The organism is Paenibacillus sp. FSL M7-1414 (genome assembly GCF_038003195.1).
Classification (GTDB): Bacteria; Bacillota; Bacilli; order Paenibacillales; family Paenibacillaceae; genus Paenibacillus; species Paenibacillus amylolyticus.
On sequence record NZ_JBBOOS010000001.1, the window covers coordinates 6,493,862 to 6,514,847 of the forward strand.

16 protein-coding genes are annotated in these 20,986 nt (G+C 47.4%); 6 read left to right on the forward strand and 10 right to left on the reverse strand.

Features of this window, described 5'->3' with window-relative positions; translation table 11 throughout:
- Positions 1–240: 240 nt before the first annotated feature.
- Positions 241–2,472: an MMPL family transporter gene (locus MHH92_RS28345; protein ID WP_340907353.1), complete on the reverse strand. Its 2,232-nt coding sequence runs from the start codon at positions 2,470–2,472 to the stop codon at positions 241–243.
- A 177-nt stretch (positions 2,473–2,649) separates the two neighbouring features.
- Between MHH92_RS28345 and MHH92_RS28350 the strand changes: the two genes are divergently transcribed.
- Positions 2,650–3,276 (forward strand): TetR/AcrR family transcriptional regulator, encoded by a 627-nt coding sequence (locus MHH92_RS28350; RefSeq protein ID WP_340907354.1) that lies wholly within the window; start codon positions 2,650–2,652, stop codon positions 3,274–3,276.
- A 2-nt stretch (positions 3,277–3,278) separates the two neighbouring features.
- On the opposite strand, the gene pdxR is transcribed toward MHH92_RS28350, so the two are convergent.
- Complete coding sequence (gene pdxR, locus MHH92_RS28355) at positions 3,279–4,745, reverse strand: MocR-like pyridoxine biosynthesis transcription factor PdxR (protein WP_340907356.1); 1,467 nt, start codon at positions 4,743–4,745, stop codon at positions 3,279–3,281.
- Between the two features lie 157 nt (positions 4,746–4,902).
- On the opposite strand from pdxR, the gene MHH92_RS28360 reads away from it, so the two are divergent.
- Positions 4,903–5,493, forward strand: a complete 591-nt coding sequence (locus tag MHH92_RS28360; protein ID WP_340907357.1) for a GNAT family N-acetyltransferase — start codon at positions 4,903–4,905, stop codon at positions 5,491–5,493.
- 40 nt (positions 5,494–5,533) lie between these two features.
- Here MHH92_RS28360 and MHH92_RS28365 read toward each other — a convergent pair whose 3' ends face one another.
- Positions 5,534–6,430 (reverse strand): diacylglycerol/lipid kinase family protein, encoded by an 897-nt coding sequence (locus MHH92_RS28365; protein WP_253503933.1) that lies wholly within the window; start codon positions 6,428–6,430, stop codon positions 5,534–5,536.
- Between the two features lie 507 nt (positions 6,431–6,937).
- Here MHH92_RS28365 and MHH92_RS28370 point away from each other — a divergent pair.
- Positions 6,938–7,531, forward strand: a complete 594-nt coding sequence (locus tag MHH92_RS28370; protein WP_036612896.1) for a hypothetical protein — start codon at positions 6,938–6,940, stop codon at positions 7,529–7,531.
- A 245-nt stretch (positions 7,532–7,776) separates the two neighbouring features.
- On the opposite strand, the gene MHH92_RS28375 is transcribed toward MHH92_RS28370, so the two are convergent.
- From MHH92_RS28375 to uxaC, 4 genes are all read right to left on the reverse strand, one after another.
- A complete protein-coding gene (locus MHH92_RS28375) occupies positions 7,777–9,654 on the reverse strand; it encodes an ABC transporter ATP-binding protein (protein WP_340907361.1) in 1,878 nt (625 codons plus the stop codon).
- Positions 9,651–11,378 (reverse strand): ABC transporter ATP-binding protein, encoded by a 1,728-nt coding sequence (locus tag MHH92_RS28380; protein WP_076328678.1) that lies wholly within the window; start codon positions 11,376–11,378, stop codon positions 9,651–9,653. Before MHH92_RS28380 ends, MHH92_RS28375 begins: the two co-directional genes overlap by 4 nt.
- A complete protein-coding gene (locus MHH92_RS28385) occupies positions 11,375–11,917 on the reverse strand; it encodes a MarR family winged helix-turn-helix transcriptional regulator (protein WP_074092645.1) in 543 nt (180 codons plus the stop codon). The genes MHH92_RS28380 and MHH92_RS28385 overlap by 4 nt, the downstream gene beginning before the upstream one ends.
- Positions 11,918–12,317: 400 nt before the next feature.
- Complete coding sequence (gene uxaC, locus MHH92_RS28390; RefSeq protein ID WP_340907364.1) at positions 12,318–13,760, reverse strand: glucuronate isomerase; 1,443 nt, start codon at positions 13,758–13,760, stop codon at positions 12,318–12,320.
- A 203-nt stretch (positions 13,761–13,963) separates the two neighbouring features.
- On the opposite strand from uxaC, the gene MHH92_RS28395 reads away from it, so the two are divergent.
- On the forward strand, positions 13,964–14,707 hold the full coding sequence (locus tag MHH92_RS28395; protein ID WP_340907366.1) for an MBL fold metallo-hydrolase: 744 nt from the start codon (positions 13,964–13,966) through the stop codon (positions 14,705–14,707).
- A 183-nt stretch (positions 14,708–14,890) separates the two neighbouring features.
- On the opposite strand, the gene MHH92_RS28400 is transcribed toward MHH92_RS28395, so the two are convergent.
- The 3 genes from MHH92_RS28400 to MHH92_RS28410 all read right to left on the reverse strand — a co-directional run bounded on the left by MHH92_RS28400 (position 14,891) and on the right by MHH92_RS28410 (position 20,218).
- The gene (locus tag MHH92_RS28400) at positions 14,891–15,430 is read right to left on the reverse strand and encodes a hypothetical protein (protein WP_340907368.1); all 540 of its coding nucleotides are present in this window, start codon (positions 15,428–15,430) and stop codon (positions 14,891–14,893) included.
- Between the two features lie 629 nt (positions 15,431–16,059).
- Positions 16,060–17,541 (reverse strand): alpha-amylase, encoded by a 1,482-nt coding sequence (locus MHH92_RS28405; RefSeq protein WP_340907369.1) that lies wholly within the window; start codon positions 17,539–17,541, stop codon positions 16,060–16,062.
- A gap of 364 nt (positions 17,542–17,905) precedes the next feature.
- A complete protein-coding gene (locus MHH92_RS28410; protein ID WP_340907370.1) occupies positions 17,906–20,218 on the reverse strand; it encodes an ATP-dependent DNA helicase in 2,313 nt (770 codons plus the stop codon).
- A 169-nt stretch (positions 20,219–20,387) separates the two neighbouring features.
- Here MHH92_RS28410 and MHH92_RS28415 point away from each other — a divergent pair, with 169 nt between their 5' ends.
- Entirely contained in the window at positions 20,388–20,600 is a 213-nt protein-coding gene (locus tag MHH92_RS28415) for a helix-turn-helix transcriptional regulator (protein ID WP_036612923.1), read from the forward strand.
- Complete coding sequence (locus MHH92_RS28420) at positions 20,590–20,904, forward strand: hypothetical protein (protein WP_051447287.1); 315 nt, start codon at positions 20,590–20,592, stop codon at positions 20,902–20,904. Before MHH92_RS28415 ends, MHH92_RS28420 begins: the two co-directional genes overlap by 11 nt.
- The last annotated feature ends 82 nt before the right edge of the window (positions 20,905–20,986 follow it).

The following is a 20,986-nucleotide window of genomic DNA, read 5'->3' on the forward strand; positions in this document are numbered from 1 at the left end:
CATTGATGTTGATCATCCGTCTGCTCAAGGCCGACGCTCTCTCTATTATGTCCCATAACCCTTGGCTACGTAAACCTTCCCCATGCAAAGAAAACAAGGATCACGCCTCATCCTGCGGATATTTTACAGTTCCACCATTCCATCTCAGGAGGACAACTGGTAGAGGTCATCATCGTTCGGAAAATAAAGAAATGGACAGCAGGCTTGAAGCCCCGCCGTCCATCTCACCCAATCCATGCATTACATGGACTGGTTTTGTTTCTCCTCATTCTTCTCTGCAATCGGAACATACTTGCCTGGCCAGAAGGCCCATTTACCCAGCAATGCGGTGATCGCCGGTACCATGAACGGGCGAACCAGGAAGGTATCCAGCATCACACCAACGGCTGTGATTATACCAAACTGCACCAACACCTGAATTGGCAATGTAGCAAGTACCGCAAATGTTCCTGCCAAGATCAGACCTGCAGATGTAATAACAGAGCTTGTCTCGCCAACACCTTCTCTGATCGCTTGACGAAGCGGCATCGTTTTGCGTTTCTGCCAGATGCTAGAGATCATGAAGATGTTGTAGTCTTCCCCCAGTGCCACGAGGAATACGAAGGAATACAGCGGAATCGCTCCCTGAATGGCATCTGCGCCAAGTCCGTAGTGAATGATGATCCAACCCAGACCCAGTGCAGAGAAATACGACAGAACAACAGTTGCAATCAGGTATGCTGTGGCTACGATTGAACGCAAGTACAACAGTAGTAACAATGTAATCATGCCGATGACCACCGGAATAATGATCTTGGCATCCCGTTCTCCGGTTACTTCAATGTCATACTGTTCAGCCGTCTGACCATCAATCCAGACTTGACTGTCCACATTAGCTACACCAGCATCTTGAAGCGCCTGTTCCGCAGTAGCCCGCAGATCTGGAATATGCTGCATTGCCTCCATGGAATATGGATTCAGATTAAATTCCACATCAAAGGCGGTAATGTTGGCATTCTCGGCACCCTGCTGAGCATCGCCTACTTTGCTAATGTAATCCAGCGATTCGAGACGTTGCTTCAGATCAGTTTCTTTGCCTTCGGCATCAACGATCACTTTGACTGGAGCCAGCTCACCTTGGGAGAATTGTTCACCGATGACGGTGAAACCTTCGCGGGAAGGTACATCCTCCGGGAAGGAAGACAACAGATCATACGTGAATTTAACCTGAGTAGAGAATGCCGCCAGTCCTCCCAGCAATACCAACGTAATTGCAAGAACGGTCCATGGCTTTGTTACTACAACACGGCCAATCCAGCTTTCCTTCACTTTGCGCGGGGCAGGAGCCGGTTTGCCTTTTTTCTTCGCACGCTCCACTTCCATCTCATGTGTACGTGGTACGAACGGATAGAATGAACCCCGACCGAAGATCGCCAGAAGCGCCGGAACCAGTGTCAGACTTGCAATAAACATGATAAAGATGGACAGACTGAATGGTACTGCAAAGCGATGATATGCACCGTATTCAGCCAGCAACAGTACCAGTAGTGCTGCAACGACCGTGAATCCACTCATAGCAATGGCGCCAGATGATCCGGTAATTGCCTGGAAAATGGCTTTCTTTTTGTCCGGCTCATGATAGAGAATTTGGCGGTATCTGGAGATCATGAACAGGCAGTAATCCGTTCCTGCTCCAAATAACAACACGGTCATGATCGAGATCGACTGTGCATCCACCGTAATCCAGCCCTGATCCGCCATGAATCCCAAAATCGGGCTTGTCACCATATACGCGAATCCAACGGCAATGATCGGGATAATCGCCAATACCGGCGAGCGGTAGATCAACAGCAACAGTACTAATACCAGTACAACCGTAGCGATCAGCAAGGATACATCGGCGGAGGAGAATAGCCCGCTCGCATCAATGGATATCCCTACTGGCCCTGTCACACGGGCAATCAGTGTATTGGCATCATCTATGGCTACATCAAACGGGTTTGCCCCGAAGATGTCTTGTGTTTTTTGCTCAAGTGCTTCAATAGCTTCCTTCAATTGTTCCGAATCGGCACCTTCATTGAAGAACAGTGGCATAACCAAAGTACTTCCGTCTTCCGAAAGCTGGCCTTTCAATGCCTGTGGTGGCAATTGATAGAGTGGCACAACGGACTGTTGTTGTTCTACCGGATCTTGATCCAGTCGCTCCGTTAATGCCTGAATGTTCTCAATCTGCTCATCTGTCAGACCGCCGGCTTGACGCCATACGATCAGTGCGGGTAATCCCTCACCACCAGGGAATTCCTTCTCAGCAAGTGCAGCTGCCTGAACCGATGGTTTGGATGCACTCAGATCCTGTGCGTTATTGGTTTCACGATCACCTACAGCAGGCCATACCATGCCAAGCACAACGGCGATAATGATCCATACCAACAGCGTAATCCATTTACTTCGTTTGCCGGCAACCCAGCGGCCGTAACCCGAACCTTCCTGCATTGTCTCTTCATCTCCCTATTCTGTTTCTATGAAGCCCTATTTATGTGATGGTGTAGTAATGAACCACGGGTCATAGTATAATCGAGTTAATTATATATACCGGAAGGTTAATTTTGCAATGCCTAATTTTGTGAACACGTCTAACAAGCGATTAAATACGTAAAGAGGTATGTACCTATGAGCAAAAAAACAAACATTCCCCGTTCACCGGGTAGACCCAAAACAGGTGTGGATCAAGCGTCTGTCCAAACCAACATATTGATGACAGCTTCACGTCTGTTTATGGAATACGGGTATGAACCTGTGTCTCTCCAGCAGATTGCTTCATTATGCAATGTAACCAAAGCATCGATCTATTATCATTTCACCAGCAAAGCCGATCTGTTCACCGTTGCCATTACCCGCATGATGGCGATGGGTATGCAGCAGACTTCGCTCCGTCTGGATGAACCTGGTACGTTGCAAGAACGACTGGTTAAGGTTGCCGAAGCCAAGATGCAGCACTCCCATATTGAAACGGAGACCATGATGCGAGAAGCCGAGAAACATCTGGACACGGAGCAACTCGCTCAGATTCGGGAAGCAGAGGTTCGCATATTCGTAGTACTAGCTACCCATTTTCAGAAGGAGATGGACAATGGTTATTTGCGGGTCGGGAACCCTATGCTGCTTGCCCATGCATTTACGTCACTGCTGATGCTCGCGAACCGCGAAGATGTACGCAACATGAATGGCGGTAGCATTGAGGAACTTGCGCAGGAACTGGTGGCGCTGTTTCTGGATGGAGCGGTTAAGCGGAACTGATGCTAGCTCCAGATTCTAGCCAATGCGGCAATACCCGGGTCAATGCGTTCCGGCTCTATTCCGGCAAAACCGATAATGAACTCTCTTTTGCCGTCTGCTGGTCTGCTCTCGTTCGCCCACAAATATTCCGTTGAACTGATCTGTATCCCTGCCTCTATCGCTGCGGTTACCAATTCTGTGACTGACTGTTTGGTTACCATTCGCAATACCAGATGGAATCCGGAATGTTGACCCCTTATTTCAACCCGATCTCCAAAATGCATCTGAATGGCCTGAACGATCAGGTCATGCTTTCGTTTGTAGACATTACGCATTTTACGGATATGCTTGCCCAGTTCTCCTTCACGCATGAACATCTCCAATGTTCGCTGATGGAGTCGGGAGGCTGATTGCTCGAATAGAACATTCTTATACATTTCGCGAAAATCATCCATTAATTCTCTCGGAAGCACCATGTAATGGATACAAAGAGCAGGTGCGAGCACCTGCGAGAAACCACCCATATAGATTACGCGACTTCTCTCGCGTAGCCCCTGCATTGATGGGATTGGTCTTCCATGATACCGGAACTCTCCATCGTAATCATCCTCGATAATGTATGCCTTTGTTTGTTCCGCCCATTCGAGCAACGCCAATCTGCGAGTAATCGGCATGGTCATACCTAGTGGAAATTGGTGAGAGGGTGACACACCCGCCAATTTTACCCCGGCCTGTTCCAGCTCCGTCAAGTTTATGCCATCAGGATCCAGAGAGATCGGGACAACCCGATAACCATAATTGCGGAATGTACCAGGTAACAGTCGGTATCCAGGATTCTCTACACCGATGGAATGCGTAGATTCTCCTTTGTGAAGAAGGGTCTGTGCTAATAGAGACATTAGCAGATGCTGTTCAGCACCCACAACAATCTGCTCGGGAGAACAGCTGACTCCCCTGAACTGCGCAAGATAGACAGCAATCTCACATCGTAGTCCCCATTCTCCCTGAGGGTCTCCATAGAACAACAACTCCTTCGCTTCTTCCCGCCAGATTCGATTAACATATTGGTGCCACTTGGCAATTGGAAACAGGCTGAAATCATTGCGTGACATATGAAAATCATATTGAACTGCTCGGGCAGGGCGTATTGCCTGATGGTCTGACCACGTCGTTTGGGCCACGGGAGCTTGTCCGGCTGTCTGTTTATCTGTTTGCCCAATCTGCATGGCATGATCGCTGTCCACCATGGCACGAACATGATAGCCACGACGTGGCTGACTGTATATATATCCTTCGGCGATCAATTGCTGATAGGCCCATTCCACCGGAGTAGTGCTTATTCCAAGCATCTCGGCAAGTTTTCGCACCGAAGGCAATCGGCTATGTTCAGCCCAATCCCCGTGAATGATTTCCCTTTTGATATGATCCGAGAGCTGTACATAGATTGGCGCACTATCGTTCTCGTCTAGCTTCGGTAATGTAATCATCATGATGCACCTCATCTGTCCTGCAAAATTAATTAAAACTGTATATTTGGAAGTATACAGTATTGGGATATACTCATGTCATCATCAATGTGTAACGCCAACTTTAAGAGGCAGGGCCATCTCGATCAGTCCCGCCTTGAACCTATAGGAGGAAATAACCATGTCACATTCAAAACCATCCCCACGCATCCCTCGTCTGCTGGAAACGTCGCGCATATACCTGCGCCCTTTCGAGATTACAAATGTGGATGCTTACTTCCCTGGCCTGTTTGACGCCGAGATGCGCAGGCTGACAGGAACACAGAACAGTTTCACACGCACTCAGGTTGAACGTTACGTTGAGAATGCAGCACAGGATGACACCAGACTCATGCTACTTATTGCTTTACAGGAAAATGACCAGATCATCGGAGATGTCGCCCTGATGGACATGCATGCCAAGAATCGCAGTGCACATATCCGGGTTGCCATCGATCAGGCGGAGCATCAAGGAAAAGGTTACGGTAGCGAGGCGTTGCTACTTATGCTGGACTACGGCTTCGGAATCTGTAACTTGCATCGAATTGAGCTTGAGGTGTATGCCTTCAACGAGCGAGCCATTCGCACGTATGAGAAGCTTGGATTCCAGCGCGAGGGTGTGAAGCGGGATGTCTTGTTCTACAATCATCAATACCATGATGCCATTCAGATGAGCATGCTTGAGGATGAGTTCAGGCAACGTCATATGAGAGATCACCCAGAGAGTGTTTAAGTTTTCGATCAGCTAAAATCAAACTAAAAAACCGGGGGATCTAATAACCCTCCCCGGTTAGAAACTTCAGATGACCCGTCAGCACCGAAAGCTCGGCGGGTGTCTTCATATACAATTCGCCATCCGTGTCAGCTGACATCGGCGCATCGGTCTTCACTTTTAACGTAGATGCCTTGAAGTATGAAATGCTTTCACTCTGAGGTTGCCATTCTCCCTCTGGCTTGTGCGACAGAATCTCTCGCAGCAGCGGAATGCCTGTCTCATGAATAATGAGCACGTCCAGTTCGCCATCCTGCAACGCATCCGGTGCAAAGGGCAATGCATTTGTTCCCAGAAAACGGCCATTGGCTGCATAGATCATCACCGCTTCGCCTTCCATCTCTTTCCCATCCGCCTCCAGTTGGTAACGAAACGGCTCTGTATGACTAATTGTCTGTAAAGTGCTGATAAAATAACTGAGCTTCCCCAGCGCGCCTTTCAGATTCTCGTTAATATTCTGCGATGCATCACTGATCAAGCCAATGCCAAAAAAGTTCGTGAACACCCGATCATTAGCTCGTCCAACATCAATAGATACCACCCGACCTGCCAGCATTTCTTGTGCCGCAATCTCTGCATCCGGTGAAATACCGAGCGAACGGGCAAAGTCATTACAGGTGCCTCCAGGCAATATACCAATCAACGGAGGATGTTGCAGATCGGCCAGTCCATTCACGCATTCATGCACCGTGCCATCCCCACCCAGGATAAACACCACATCGAATTGCTCCCCGCGTTCACGACACAGCCTCTCTCCTTCACCAGCTTCATCCGTACGCACAATGACGAGTTCATGGACAGCGGGAGCCAGCACACCAGCCACAAGGCCCACTGTATTCTCACGACTGGCCTTGCCCGAATGATGATGATGAATTAACAACGCTTTGTTAAACTCCATCCCTCTTCCTCCATTCCAATGCTTGTTACCCTTTACCCACAAAGGTCGAAGCCGTAAACAAGCCCTTCGCTAAGTACTCATCATGATTCCGAATAGGTTTCCTCTCAGGTATGCATCCTAATCGTCATTCATTCGTAATAGCTATATAAGTTCAACTTAAGAATATTCACACATGCCACTCCGATGCCAGAATAACCTTCCGATCGCTGTTATCCCCAGATTTTTCTGATTTACTTTTACAAAGGTGAAAATCTGGGGATAAAGGCGAACGCTTCGCTTCTTCAGGTTATTTCTGTCCTCTACGTTCTCGTGTAAATGTATAGTTAAACTTAAATAGATAACCCTTTTATCTAACTAGCCAATTCCTTGTTTAACCAGATGTATGCATGAGAAAAAGGGTTTCTCCGCACCTTAATGTCATAAGGTTGCAAATTTTGCTGGTGAGAACCCATTCAAATTGAGTCAAAACGGTTATATCTATACCATATACGAATGGAGGGATTCCCTATGATTCCGGCAACGTTGGAACAATTGGAGCAAGTTCGCAAGGAATGCCGTACCATGGTTCGCAAAAGAGCTACCGCATCTGCCGGTACAACACTCGTTCCGCTACCCGGTACAGACGTACTGGCTGATGTGGGGATGCTGATGCAGCTGTTGCCTGCCATTAACAATAAATTCGGATTATCACAAAAACAGCTGGACGGCATGGACCCCGAGACCAAATCCATGATCTATGGATTCGTGATGTCCATCGGAAGCAAAGTCATTGGTCGTATGATCACCAAGGAATTGGTTGTCCAGGTTCTGAAAAGAGTCGGCGTACGCGTAGCCACCAAATCCGTCGCCAAATTTGTCCCATTTGCAGGACAGGGATTGGCTGCCGCACTCAGCTTCACAGCCATGCGCTATGTGGGTAACAAACATGTGGATGACTGTTATGAGGTTGTCAAACGCATGATTGAGCAGCGCGAATTAATCCCGGGTGAACCCGCTCCGTCTGCGCTGGAGGAAGCTAACAGCGACGACGTGAAGGCAGAAGTAAGGTCGGTCTCTAGCAATGACACTGATGAACCTGCGAACGATTCTAAGGATCAGTAAAATGGGGGTCATGCCATGCCCAAACTGAGGCTTACAAAGTATCTCATGACTAATCTGGATGTCCCACTTGGTGAGCTTATGCCAGTCCCAATTACTATGCCAACGTTCCTTCATATCTTATAGATCCATCGTATCCAAACGGATCCAATCTGCTCCACATTAGAATCGACTCCTCTGGATACACGACAAATAGCCGGGAGCACCCCTAAGAGTGCTCCCGGCTATTCTAGTTAGTTACAGTGTAATCAGATCGCCTGCGGTTGTTGCTCCGCAAACTGACTATTGTACAGATCGGCGTAGAAGCCCTGACTTGCCATCAATTCATCATGATTACCCTGTTCAATCACGTTACCATGATCCATAACCAGGATCAGATCGGCGCCGCGAATGGTAGACAAACGGTGTGCAATGACAAAGCTTGTGCGATCCTTCATCAGATCATTCATTGCTTTCTGGATAAATACTTCGGTCCGTGTATCCACGCTACTCGTCGCTTCATCCAGAATGAGGATAGCCGGGTTCGCCAGAATCGCTCTTGCAATTGTGAGCAACTGTTTCTGCCCTTGAGAGATGTTCGACGCCTCTTCATTCAGCACCGTATCATAACCATCAGGCAGTGTACGGATAAAGTGATCCGCATGTGCCGCAACGGCTGCCTTGATTACATCGTCTTCCGTAGAACCTTCTCGACCATAGGCGATGTTGTCCCGAATCGTTCCGTTGAACAACCAGGTATCCTGAAGCACCATGCCGAACAGACTGCGCAGCTTACCACGCTCCATGTCCTTAATGTCTGCACCGTCAATCGTAATCCGACCATCCTGAATTTCGTAGAAACGCATTAACAGGTTGATCAGGGTGGTTTTACCGGCTCCCGTTGGTCCAACAATGGCTACCGTCTGTCCCGGTTTTACATCAATATTCATGTTATGAATGAGCAGTTCATTTTCTTTATATCCAAAATTAACACCTTCGAATGCAACCGCACCTTTAGGCTGCTGTAATTGCACGGGTTGTTTGGACTCCGGAACTTCTTCCTCTTCATCCAGCAACTCGAATACCCGTTCTGCCGAAGCAATCGTTGATTGAATGATATTGGAGATATTTGCAATCTGGTTAATCGGTTGTGTAAATTGACGGGAATATTGTGTGAAGGCCAGAATATCCCCAATAGAGATAGAACCACGTGTAACGAAGATCCCACCGACCACACAGATCAGTACATAACCCAAGTTACCCACAAAACTCATGAGCGGCATAATAATACCGGAGATAAACTGAGCTTTCCAGCCAGATTCATACAGTTCTTCATTGACCTTCTCAAATTGCTGTACGGATTGTTCTTCGCGTCCAAATGCTTTGACGACCTTGTGTCCCGTGTACATCTCTTCGACATGACCATTCAGTTCCCCAAGGGATTTCTGTTGACCCGCAAAGTGTTTTTGCGAACGAGATGCAACCAGCATGACAACAACTACACTGAGTGGCAACGTCAAAATCGTGATCAGCGTCATCCATGGACTAATCGTCAGCATCATGATAATTACGCCGACAATTGTGACGATAGACGTAATGAACTGTGCCAAACTTTGCTGAAGTGTATTACTGATATTGTCCACGTCATTCGTGGCACGGCTAAGTGTCTCCCCAGTTGTGCGGGAGTCAAAATATTTCAAAGGAAGACGTCCAACCTTCGCACTGATCTGCTCACGCATGTCATACACAACACGTTGGGCCACACCGGCCATCAGGTATTGCTGAACATACATAAATGCAGCACTGAACAGATAGAGTCCGCCAAGCAGGTATAATACTTTTATCAATGCAGGAAAATCAATCCCGGCTCCCTGTACACCCTGAAGGATGGCAATGGCGCCTTTACTGAGAATATCCGTTCCTTCGGCCATAACTTTTGGACTGATGATGCTGAATACGGTACTCAAAATGGCTGCAACCAGCACACCTAGCAGACGAGAACTATGGGGCTGGAGATAACGAATCAAGCGACGCAGTGTGCCTTTGAAATCTTTTGCTTTCTCAGCGGGAGGTCGCATGCCCATTCCGGGACCTGGACCCGGCCCACCATGGGGACGAGGCGACTTACGTTCTGTACGTTCACTCATGCGATCTCCTCCTCTGTCAGCTGGGAGGATACAATCTCGCGATACACTTCATTGTGCTCCAGCAGCTCTTTATGTGTTCCTGAACCGACAATTCGGCCCTCATCCATAACCAGAATGCGATCGGCATCCATTACTGTACTTACGCGTTGCGCAACAATTAGCACAGCCGCTTCTGTCGTTTCGGACTTCAGTGCAGCACGAAGTTTAGAATCCGTTTTGAAATCGAGAGCAGAGAAACTGTCATCAAAGATATAAACTTCCGGCCGGCGAACAAGTGCGCGAGCGATGGACAGACGTTGCTTTTGTCCACCAGATACGTTGTTACCACCTTGTGCGATAAGGCTGTCATATCCCTCTTTCATCTCGGTAATGAAGTTCTCCGCCTGAGCCGTACGGGCTGCATGAACAACTTCATCCATTGTGGCATCATCTTTCCCGTGACGAATATTCTCCGTAATCGTACCCGTAAAGAGGACTGCTTTTTGTGGTACAAAGCCAATTTTGGCACGCAGATCTTCCTGCCGAATTTCACGCACATCCGTACCATTTACCCGAACACTGCCTTCGGTCACATCATAAAATCGTGGAATAAGACTGAGCAATGTCGATTTCCCAGAACCCGTACCACCGATGATGGCTGTTGTCTCACCTGAGCGAGCTGTGAAGGAGATATCGGACAAAGCTGGATTCTCTGCGCCCGGATAACGGAAAGTTACATTGTCAAACTCAATCATACCCTGCATGGATTTCATACCACGAGGCTGCTCGGGATTGCTAAGATCCGGCTGCATATCAAGCACTTCGTTGATCCGTTCTGCCGATGCTGAAGCTCTTGGAATCATAACAAAGATCATCGAAACCATAATAAGTGAGAACATGATCTGCATTGCATATTGGATGAAGGCAATCAACGCACCGATGTTCATATTACCAGTGTCGATCCGCATTCCACCAAAATAAAGGATGGCAATCATCGAAAAGTTCATAACCAGCATCATCACAGGCATGATGGTCGCCATGAGCACATTAACTTTGATCGATGAATCTCTCAGTTCTGTATTTGCCCCGTTAAAGCGCACTTTCTCATGCTCCCCACGGTTAAAGGAACGAACAACCCGAATCCCTGTTAACTGCTCACGCAGCACCAGGTTGAGTCGGTCCAGCTTTTTCTGAATGGTTTTGAACAAAGGTAAACCCTTGGCACCAATCAGCGCAATGGCTCCACCCAGTACCGGAAGCACGACCAGGAAAATCGTAGACAATTTGGCGTCCTGAGATACCGCCATGAAGATACCCCCGATACACATGAGCGGAGCCATAATCATCATGCGCAGCATCATCGTAAGTACATTCTGTACCTGTGTGATGTCATTCGTCGTACGCGTAATCAGTGAAGCAGTCCCCATCTTATCGAACTCTTGGAGAGAGAAGTTCTCCACATGGCGGAATACTCTGCTACGCAGTTGTTTGGCAAATCCACCCGCTGTTCGAGATGAGAGATAACTGGCAATCACCGAACACGCTGTTCCGCCAATCGCGATGACCAACATCCATCCACCAATCTGCCAGATATACGGAATATCTCCTTTAATGATGCCGTCATTCACAATATCTGCCATTAGCGTAGGCAGGTACAATTCAGCAAGCGACTGAAACAGTACCAAAATCAGAATGAAAATAATCGGAATTTGGTATGGCTTCAGCATGCGAAACAGTTTCATCATGGCGTATCATCTCCTCTTGTCGAATCATCCTTTTGCAAGGAAGTTAATGTATCAAAAAAGGTGTATACCTTGGTCAACAACTCAGCCAGCTGAGTACTGTCTTGCTCACCCAAATGCTCAACTAACTTATTGAATATTTCCATGCGTTCTTGGTGAGCAGCCCGAATAATTTCACGACCTGCTTCAGTAATCGTGATGCGGACAGCACGGCGATCCTCCGGGTCCATCGTCCGTTTGACCAGCCCCTCATCTTCAAGGCCACGAATAACAGGTGTAATGGTCGGTGACTTCACTCGTAGCAATGCGCTGATTTCCGAGACTTTCATCCCGGGATGATTGGATTCGATCGTGTCATTGAAATCAGGCGGATTGTCCTGCCAGTTCAATTGTTCTCCCGGATGCATCCCGTGGAGTAAACAACCCAGCACCATAATTTCATTGTGATTGCGCCCATGAGGTTTATGTTGCCTCCATTTGCCTTTATTAAACTGCATAATGGAGTACAAAAGCTTCTGAGCGACCGGATCTATACCAGTCATAATGGGTCCCTCCTTCTTTCTTTATCATTCCATAGACATCCAACATCATAGGACATCTATTAAATAGTAATACAATTAAATAGATGCACAATTAATTAGGTGTACTAAGTATATTATCGCAAGAAGCCATTGTCAAACATCTAAAAATAACCAACATAAACCCATAACCAAGAGCATACACGCGCTTGATTATGGGTTTTGTCATATGGCCTCCATTGGAGCCCACTATAGTTATTATGTACCATTCCATAAATTCAACTTACAAAGAAGCTCCCATTCCTTACTCCGGTGGATGATGGCCCGGAGGTAAGGAAGGGGAGCATTTTATTACGATTGAAAAGTAGACACAAAAGAACTTTCTTATTTTATAAATTGCATGATTAGGTGCGTTTGTTACTCATCAGGACTGTGAAGCAGAGACTGTTTTAGGCACTGAGGCAAACGGGAAATACTCTTTTGCATTGTTGTAGGCTATGCCCTGTACGATCTGACCGAGCAGCTCCATATCCTGCGGTGCCTCCCCTTGTTCGGCCCATTCACCGATGAGGTTGCAGACGAGACGACGGAAATACTCATGCCGGGTGTAGGACAGGAAGCTGCGTGAATCGGTCAGCATGCCAACAAAACGGCTGAGCAGACCAACATTCGCCAGGGCTTTCATCTGAGCGAGCATGCCATCCTTCGTATCATTGAACCACCAGGCGGCACCAAGCTGGATTTTGCCCGGAATGCCCCCGCCCTGGAAGCTGCCGATGATCGCCGCGAGCACTTCATTGTCCCTTGGATTCAGAGAATACAGAATCGTTTTGGGCAGTGCTTGTTGCTGCTCCAACGCGTCGAGCAATCCAATCATCGCTGCGGAAAGCGGCGTATCATTCACGGCATCGTAACCAGTATCCGGCCCAAGTTTGGCAAACATCCGTGTGTTGTTGTTACGGGCTGCATTAATGTGGAACTGCATCACCCAGCCCCGATCTGCATACAGTTTGCCAAGGAACGTCAGCGTTACCGTCTTGTACTTGTCCTCTTCCTCACGAGTTACCTTCTGACCCGCAATTACCTTTGCAAAGATGGCAGCTGCTTCTTCGCGTGTAGCCACGCCGTAAGGAACATAATCAAGTGCATGGTCAGAGACTCTGCCGCCGACGGAATGGAAAAATTCCACACGTGACTCCAGCGCAGCAAGGAAGGATTCATAATCTGAAATGGCAGTGCCAGATGCCTGCGACAGCTTGCCCACCCATTCCACGAAGGTATCCCGGTTCAATTCCAAGCCTTTATCCGGGCGGAAAGAAGGTAATACCGCCGTATCAAAGCCTTCGATTTCCTGAATTTTCAGATGATACTCCAGAGAATCCGTTGGATCATCGGTTGTGCACACAACAGTGACATTGGATTTGGTAATCAGATCGCGTGCACCGAATCCGTCACTGTTCAGTTTGGCATTTACTTTTTCCCAGATGGCCGGTGCGCTTGTCTCATTCAATACTTCGTAGACGCCGAAATATCGCTGTAATTCCAGATGAGACCAGGCGTACAGTGGATTACCAATCATCATCGGTACCGTTTTGGCATAAGCCATGAAACGATCGTAATCGGTTACTCCCTCGCCGCCGGTCACATATTGCTCTTCAATTCCGTTTGCGCGCATGAGCCGCCACTTATAGTGATCACCGTATAACCAAGCCTCTGTAAGATTGCCAAAGGTTTTGTTCTCGTAGATCTCCTGAGGACTGAGGTGGCAATGATAATCAATAATCGGCATGTCTTTGGCATAATCCTCATATAACTTGATCGCCGTTTCATTGTGCAGCAAAAATTGTTCATCCAGAAAAGATTTCATTCGCCTCGCACGCTCCCTTTAGGTGAGTTTACGTTCATATGGGTTCACTTCCCATCTTTACGCTACACTGTTTATCATCAAAGTTCAATATAAAATGATAGCGTTATCAAAAAAGGTTGATTTAGGCATATATTCGGGAACAAGGTATACTGGATTTAACGCAAGGATGCTGATCTGAAGATCACACAAGGAGATGAAATGAATTGAAAATCACTTTTCTCGGCACTGGAGATATGTTCAGCGTGGAGCAGCACCACAATAGTATGTTGGCTGAATTCGGAGACACGCATCTGGTCATTGATTTTCCAGAATCAAATGCTAAAGCACTCAAGGAATATGGATTCGCCATGACCGATATCCACAACGTGTTCATTACTCATTTGCATGAAGATCATATTAATGGTGTACAGATGCTGGGTTATTACGCACAGATCGTAGGCGACCGCAAACCCCGTCTGTTCATCCACGAACAATTGGTAGATCCGCTCTGGAACATTCTATCCCCCGGCATGCGCTACACAACGGATGGTGAACGTACCATGAGCGATTACTACGATGTCGTTCCCCTGCCAGATGGAGGCACATTCGAACTGGGCGGCGTGACGTTTGAGACGTTTCGGACACAGCATGTTCCCGGTATGGTCAGCAATGGGCTACTCGCCAAACCTTACTTCTATTACAGTGCTGACAGTACACTCGACCAGGAACGTGTGGAGCAAGTTGCCGCTGATGTGCAGCTGATTTTCCATGAATGTCATATGCACGATCTGGTCATCAAATCCCATACTTCATTGAAGGATCTGGAGCAGTTACCCGCGGAAGTGAGACAGAAAACCGTACTGATGCATTATCATGACGAGTACGCGGATGCGGACAAACGGAAACAATTCAACCGCGAGTATGATCTGCGGATGGTTGGCACGTTGGAATCATTTGAACTGGGGTAGGTAAAACCACAAACCCGAAAAGCCTGGAGCATTTTCAATGGAACGAAGTGAGTTCAATCGAATGTGGGATACGATGAATCAGTATTTTGAAGAGTGATAACATTACAATTCAGATAGATGAACAGGCAGCGTCTACTCAGATTCCTCTGATGGAACCGGTATGCGCTGCTTTTTCCTATTTTACTATCTCCCATGACTTCTATACTCAATCGTTCTCGGAGAAGGCTTGGCATGGATGTGAAAATAATCTTCCGTTCGCTGATCATTTGGGCCATAGGAAATTTTGATATACATATCTACATAACGCCGGAGGATATTGCTGTCGATCTCCGCCTTGGGCTTCAAGACATAACTTCTGCTCAGACTCAATCCAAGCGGTTCCTTGTCCGGCCCTAAACTAATCTCGTGTGTATTACTCACATTGGAATGAAATAACTCTCCGGCATCTATTCGATTTATCATGTTGGGATCGAGGGTGAAGGATTGAATGACATTAACCATGGGCACCCGAGCCTCATTCACCAAAATCTCATAAGTAATCCGATCAACTCCGGATTCATGACTCACATCCACCGTTGCTGTCAAATTATAATCATCTGGGGAGTTCGTCTGAAAAGACTCAAGGTTCTTCGTAACCCGCTCATTCAAATCTCTTCGCTCCGAATTCAACGTATACTCATCGGTTCGCTTCGGTTCACCCGCTGGCCCCTGGTTTGGTCCCAAACTGCAAGCCCCCAGACACACGGCTATCACATAGGTACATGACTAACGGGAAGAAACGGTTCATCTCTCTTTTGGGACTCATGCCGCCCCTCCTCTTCTCCAATCTTCTGCAAAGAATATCGCTTATTACGTTCTCTCATTTTGTTTTCTAACACTCCATATTTGGATTATTGTACCATGTATTAAGATGTGGGACCGAACTGTTTCTTTCTCATTTCATGTTTTTAATTGTAGCAGTCATTCGTTTGCCTATGGCGGCGAGCCTCAACCCGCGTTAAGCTAACGAATCTGAGAGGCCTTATTAGGCTGAAATCCGAGTTACCAGTATTCTAACGAATCTCAAACGCGTTAATCTGGTGATGTTGCTCCAATTGGCGCTATTTCAATCGTTTTTGAGAGTAATAAGGTTACTGAGATTCGTTAGAATGCCAATAACGCTAATTCAGTGCAAATAAGGTGCCCTCGGTTCGTTAGGATGGAGTTTTAGTTGTACCTAGATAAATGCAAAAAAACCACCTGAACACAGGTATGCTCGCTCTCCTGTTCAGATGGTTTAACGATAACGATCTATCTATATACTGTTTTTATGCGGTCGGTGTACCTTTTCTTATCCTGCCTGGCACATGCCGTTACTCAGCGTCAGCGCAGTCCTCATTCTGTTCAGGAAGAGCCCATACCGAGACGCCTCCACCGCACACATGGAAGGTGGCCCAGCCGTCTTTCTCAATGGTAATCTGATCCTCACAGCTGTTCGTCAGATCCACCCAGACTTCACCAGCACGATGCTCTCCGATGAACATTCTCTTCTCACCGTCATCCCCGTTGGAGATGACCACTGCACAACCGGAACCTTCTATTTCCTCTACGCCACGACGTACCCAGCCAATCGTATTCGCGTGATCGAAGTAATCTTCCTGCTCTCCATACGCCTTGTTGCAACGGGCAGACAGCAGAATGTCCAAAATCTCTTTTTTGCCATCCACAGGTTCAGGTCCACCAATACCATAATAATCCCCGTAAAATACAACCGGATAACCATCGCGACGTAATAGCGTCAACGCATAAGCGCTCGGCTTAAACCAGTCTCCAATCCATGATTCCAACGCTTCATGAGGTTGGGAGTCATGGTTATCTACAAAAGTTACCGCATGGGTAGGATGGGTCTGAACCAAGGTATCATCAAAAATTTTGGAGAGATCAAAGTCTCTACCTGCAAGCGAAGCCTCATGCAACTTGTAGTGAAGAGACACGTCAAACAGGTCGATCTGATAGTCTACCGTATCGAGGAATTCACGACATGCATCCAGGTTTGAATTCCAGAACTCGCCTACGATGTAGAAATCCTGACCGCGTTTGCGGATCATCTCTGCTGCGAATTCCTTAATGAATTCATGGTTGATATGCTTAATCGCATCCAGCCGGAACCCACCACACTGGAGGGTATCGATCAGCCATTTCCCCCAATCGATCATCTCGCGCCGAACATCCGGGTGGTTATAATCTATATTGGCGAACATCAGATAGTCATAGTTGCCAAACTCATCATCGACATTCTCATTCCATTTTTTATTCTCTCCTGCGATGCGGAATACACCTGTTCGTTCTCCCTTGGCATCAAAGTCCGTGCCGTTGAAGTGTTCAGAGTTCCATTTAAAAGAGGAGTATTGATCCCCGCGACCCGGGAATGTAAATTTGGTCCAGCCCTCAATCTCAAACGGCTCAGAAATTTCCTTCGTTCGATCATTGGGATCAACCTCGATCACTTTGAACACTTCCGTCTCATCTGCTCCGGCCTTGTGATTCATAACCAGATCCACATAGACGGCGATTCCGTTTTTCTGACACTCAGCAATGGCCTCCACCAGTTCCTGCTTGGTGCCATATTTGGTCCGTACGGTACCCTTTTGATCAAATTCGCCCAGATCGTACAGATCATATACACCATAACCTGTATCTTCTGCTGACACCGCCTTGGTTACGGGTGGCACCCATACCGAGTCAATGCCTTTGGCTTTCAGTTCCGGGGCCATTTCAGCCAGTCGCTTCCAATGATCTCCGTCTGCAGCCAGGTGCCATTCAAAAAACTGCATCATGGTATGATTCCTCTTCATTATAACCGACCTCCTTGATTGCTTTCGAAGCGGACCGCGGAACGGATAGGGTAATCGCCGTTGTTCGTTCGTTGCTAACCAAGTTATAACCCTTTCACCCTACCCTTCAATCATATAAAGGAAAGAAAATCGAAAAATATATGCTATATAAGCTGAACAAAGATTATTTACACTGACACTACGATGACAGAATAACCTTCCAATCGCTGTTATCCCCAGATTTTTTGATTCCCTTTTTCGAAGGGGAAAATCCGAGAATAAAGGCGAACGCTTCGCTTTTTCAGGTTTTTTCTGTCCTCTCCGTTATCGTGTAAATGATTAGTTCAACTTATATACATGCATCATTTCATTCATAGTTCTTTCATCAAATTCGCTTGTAGTCCCGCCACTCCTCGGGCAACAGGGAACGATAAGGTTCTTGGATAAAACGATCGTCGACCAGCACCAGCACACCCCTGTCTTCCTCCGTCCGAATCAGCCGTCCACCCGCTTGCAGCACCTTGTTCATACCCGGGAAAATATAGGCGTAATTGAATCCGTTGCGTCCTGTCCGATCATAGTAATCACGTAATACGTTGTTCTCCAGACCAATCTGCGGCAACCCCGCACCTACCACAACGACGCCATTCAAGCGGTCTCCCGGCAGATCGACACCCTCCGAGAATACGCCACCCATGACGGCAAACACCAAGCGTGTTCGTTCAGGATTGGGTTGAAAACCATCCAGAAACTGCTCCCGTTCCAGTTCGTTCATGCCTTGCTTTTGTATGACCGTATCCGCTTCATTCGGAAGTTGTGCATAGGTTTCGTATATCTCGCGCATATAAGGGTAGGAAGGGAAGAAGACCATCAGATTGCTGCGCGGCCATTCACTTACCAGCTGTTGCAGCATCTCTGCAATGGGGCGCCGGGATTGCTCCCGGTCCTTATATCGCACAGATAAGGGCAGAAGCCTTACATCCAATTGTTCCCGCTGAAATGGTGATGGAATCTGCAATGTATAATCCTCTTCCTCTGCACCCAGCATATCCCGATAATAGCGAAGGGGTGACAATGTGGCCGAGAAATGAATGAGGGAGCGGAATCCTTTGGCCGTCTGACGAAGCAGTACCGAAGGATCGAGACAAAATAACTTTACTCTCACTTCACTTCGAACACACTCTGCATACGTAATAAAACGTTCATCATACAGCTTGGCAATGCGCAGGAAATTCTGTGCCGTGAAGTAGGCATCCAACAGCAGCTGATCCGTCTCGGCATTCCCCGAGCCACCTTCAACAAGGCATTGCTCCGCGACCATGACAAAAGGCTCCAGCCGTTCAATCAGTTCCTCCGGTGCTTCCTGCTGGATGATCTTTCCTTCTTCTCCACCGTTTTTCCGAAGGGTAATCAGATACTTATCAATGGCCCCGGTGTAGTCAACAATGGCTTTGGCAGCAGGCACACTGCTGTCCAGCGACTGGAACTCTCTTTTCACATCCAGAAATACTGCCTTCTCCAGCTCAGCGGAAAACATCATTCGGCCACGATCAACCAGATTATGTGCCTCGTCCACCAATAACACCGTCTTGCGTTTCTGCTCCTCCAACATTCTTTTCAGAGAGATCCTCGGATCGAAAATATAGTTATAATCGCAGATCACCGCATCGGCTGCATACGCCGCATCCAGTGAAAACTCAAACGGACACACCCGATGTTTGCGCGCATACCGCTCGATGACCGGACGTGTCATCAACGTCTCATGTTCCAGCATGTCCAGCACAGCACCGTTAATACGGTCATAATACCCTTCACACATGCCGCATTGCCCCGTATCACAAGCTTCTTCTTCCTTAAAACAAATTTTGTCCTTCGCGGTCAGACTGATCACATGCATCTTCAATCCTTCCGATTGCATCCGGGCAAAAGCTTCTTCTGCCGCCACCCGTGTCGTTGTCCTCGCGGTCAGATAGAACAATCGGCTTGCTTCGCCTTCACCAATCGCTTTGACCGTGGGAAACAGCACGGACATCGTTTTACCAATGCCTGTTGGTGCTTTGGCCATCAATCCCTGGCCTTCACGAATGGTCTTGTACACGGCTCCTGCCAGCTTCCGCTGTCCCTCCCGGTATTTGCGAAAAGGAAACGGCAGCTCTTTCACACTGATATCACGCTTTTCTTCATATGCAGCAATCATCTCTGCATATGGCGCATAACCGGCAATTACTTCTGCCGCAAACTGCTCCAGTTCCTCTCGTTCTGCCATTCGGCGGAATCGTCTTTCTTCATGAGTTACCGAATGCAGGTACGTCAGCTGCACTTGCATGCGTGGTTCATCTTGCTGAACGGCGTACATGTAGGCATACATCATGGCCTGCGCCCAATGCACGGGAAGCCCCTCACCCAGATCATCCAGATTGCCCGCAGTTGATTTGATCTCATCCACCGTCAACTGACCCTCCAACCGGATCAGGCCATCACATCGTCCCTCCACCACATAGGTCAGATCCCCATGTTGAATCTCAGCTTCGAGCACAATCTCTTTCAGATCCTCTTCGGTGTACTCCTTCTGTACCCGCTGATGAATTCGAGTTCCCTCCTGCATCGAGGCATTGGTCCGGAACCCTGGACGTATGCTGCCGCTGCGGTACACATACTCCACCAAAGGTCTAACCGATATCCGAATTGTTGTTGTCATACGATCACCCGTTCTGTTTGTAGTGATTATACTTTATCATGAAATATGCTTTTGGACACAGCATCACCTCGAAGAAGTGGAAAATATTATAAAGAGAGATTGACAATCCATCGTCGCATAAGTAAAGTTAACTTTACGTAAAGCGAACTTTACTTATGGGAGGATATACTTGCAAAATCTAATCAGAGACAAACGAATACATATGCACATCACACAGGAAGAACTGTCTCAACGGCTAAAGGTCTCCAGGCAGACCATCATATCGTTGGAATCCGGAAAGTACAAACCTTCTCTTGTGCTTGCTCACAAGCTTGCCCAATTATTTGGCTGTCAGATCGAGGAATTATTTATTTTTGAAGGAGATGAGAATATTGAGTTCTGAATTACTGAATCGGATGATCGGGATCGGTGGAATTGTAGCTGGTTTGTTATTTGCAATACTCATTATTTTTTTCACAAGGTTGATTGCAAAAAAGCAAAACGGACTGGATGAGCGGTACCTCTATTGTATCACGAGAGCAAAAGCCTTCTCCTGGAATGCGACCACTATCAGTCTTGCTCTGGCTTGGATCCTCGTAGTTATGCTAGACGGAATATCGCTTTCCTTTTTCATTATTACTGCAGTGTTTGTCATTCATTGTTTATCTTCTATTGCGGCAAACCTATACTACTCAGCTCGGAATTAGCCCACCTGTCCGATACATGTGAACCGATTGGACTCGCACAATCCCATATGCTATGTTGAGATATATAAGTTGAACTAGTTAA

Bases quoted from the DNA above. Each gene is read 5' to 3' on its own strand.
- MHH92_RS28365 (WP_253503933.1), bottom strand. From the start codon at position 6,430: ATGGAGTTTAACAAAGCGTTGTTAATTCATCATCATCATTCGGGCAAG.
- MHH92_RS28375 (WP_340907361.1), bottom strand. From the start codon at position 9,654: ATGAGTGAACGTACAGAACGTAAGTCGCCTCGTCCCCATGGTGGGCCG.
- MHH92_RS28405 (WP_340907369.1), bottom strand. From the start codon at position 17,541: ATGAAGAGGAATCATACCATGATGCAGTTTTTTGAATGGCACCTGGCT.
- pdxR (WP_340907356.1), bottom strand. From the start codon at position 4,745: ATGATGATTACATTACCGAAGCTAGACGAGAACGATAGTGCGCCAATC.
- MHH92_RS28345 (WP_340907353.1), bottom strand. From the start codon at position 2,472: ATGCAGGAAGGTTCGGGTTACGGCCGCTGGGTTGCCGGCAAACGAAGT.
- MHH92_RS28380 (WP_076328678.1), bottom strand. From the start codon at position 11,378: ATGATGAAACTGTTTCGCATGCTGAAGCCATACCAAATTCCGATTATT.
- MHH92_RS28350 (WP_340907354.1), top strand. From the start codon at position 2,650: ATGAGCAAAAAAACAAACATTCCCCGTTCACCGGGTAGACCCAAAACA.
- uxaC (WP_340907364.1), bottom strand. From the start codon at position 13,760: ATGAAATCTTTTCTGGATGAACAATTTTTGCTGCACAATGAAACGGCG.
- MHH92_RS28410 (WP_340907370.1), bottom strand. From the start codon at position 20,218: ATGACAACAACAATTCGGATATCGGTTAGACCTTTGGTGGAGTATGTG.
- MHH92_RS28360 (WP_340907357.1), top strand. From the start codon at position 4,903: ATGTCACATTCAAAACCATCCCCACGCATCCCTCGTCTGCTGGAAACG.
- MHH92_RS28370 (WP_036612896.1), top strand. From the start codon at position 6,938: ATGATTCCGGCAACGTTGGAACAATTGGAGCAAGTTCGCAAGGAATGC.
- MHH92_RS28385 (WP_074092645.1), bottom strand. From the start codon at position 11,917: ATGACTGGTATAGATCCGGTCGCTCAGAAGCTTTTGTACTCCATTATG.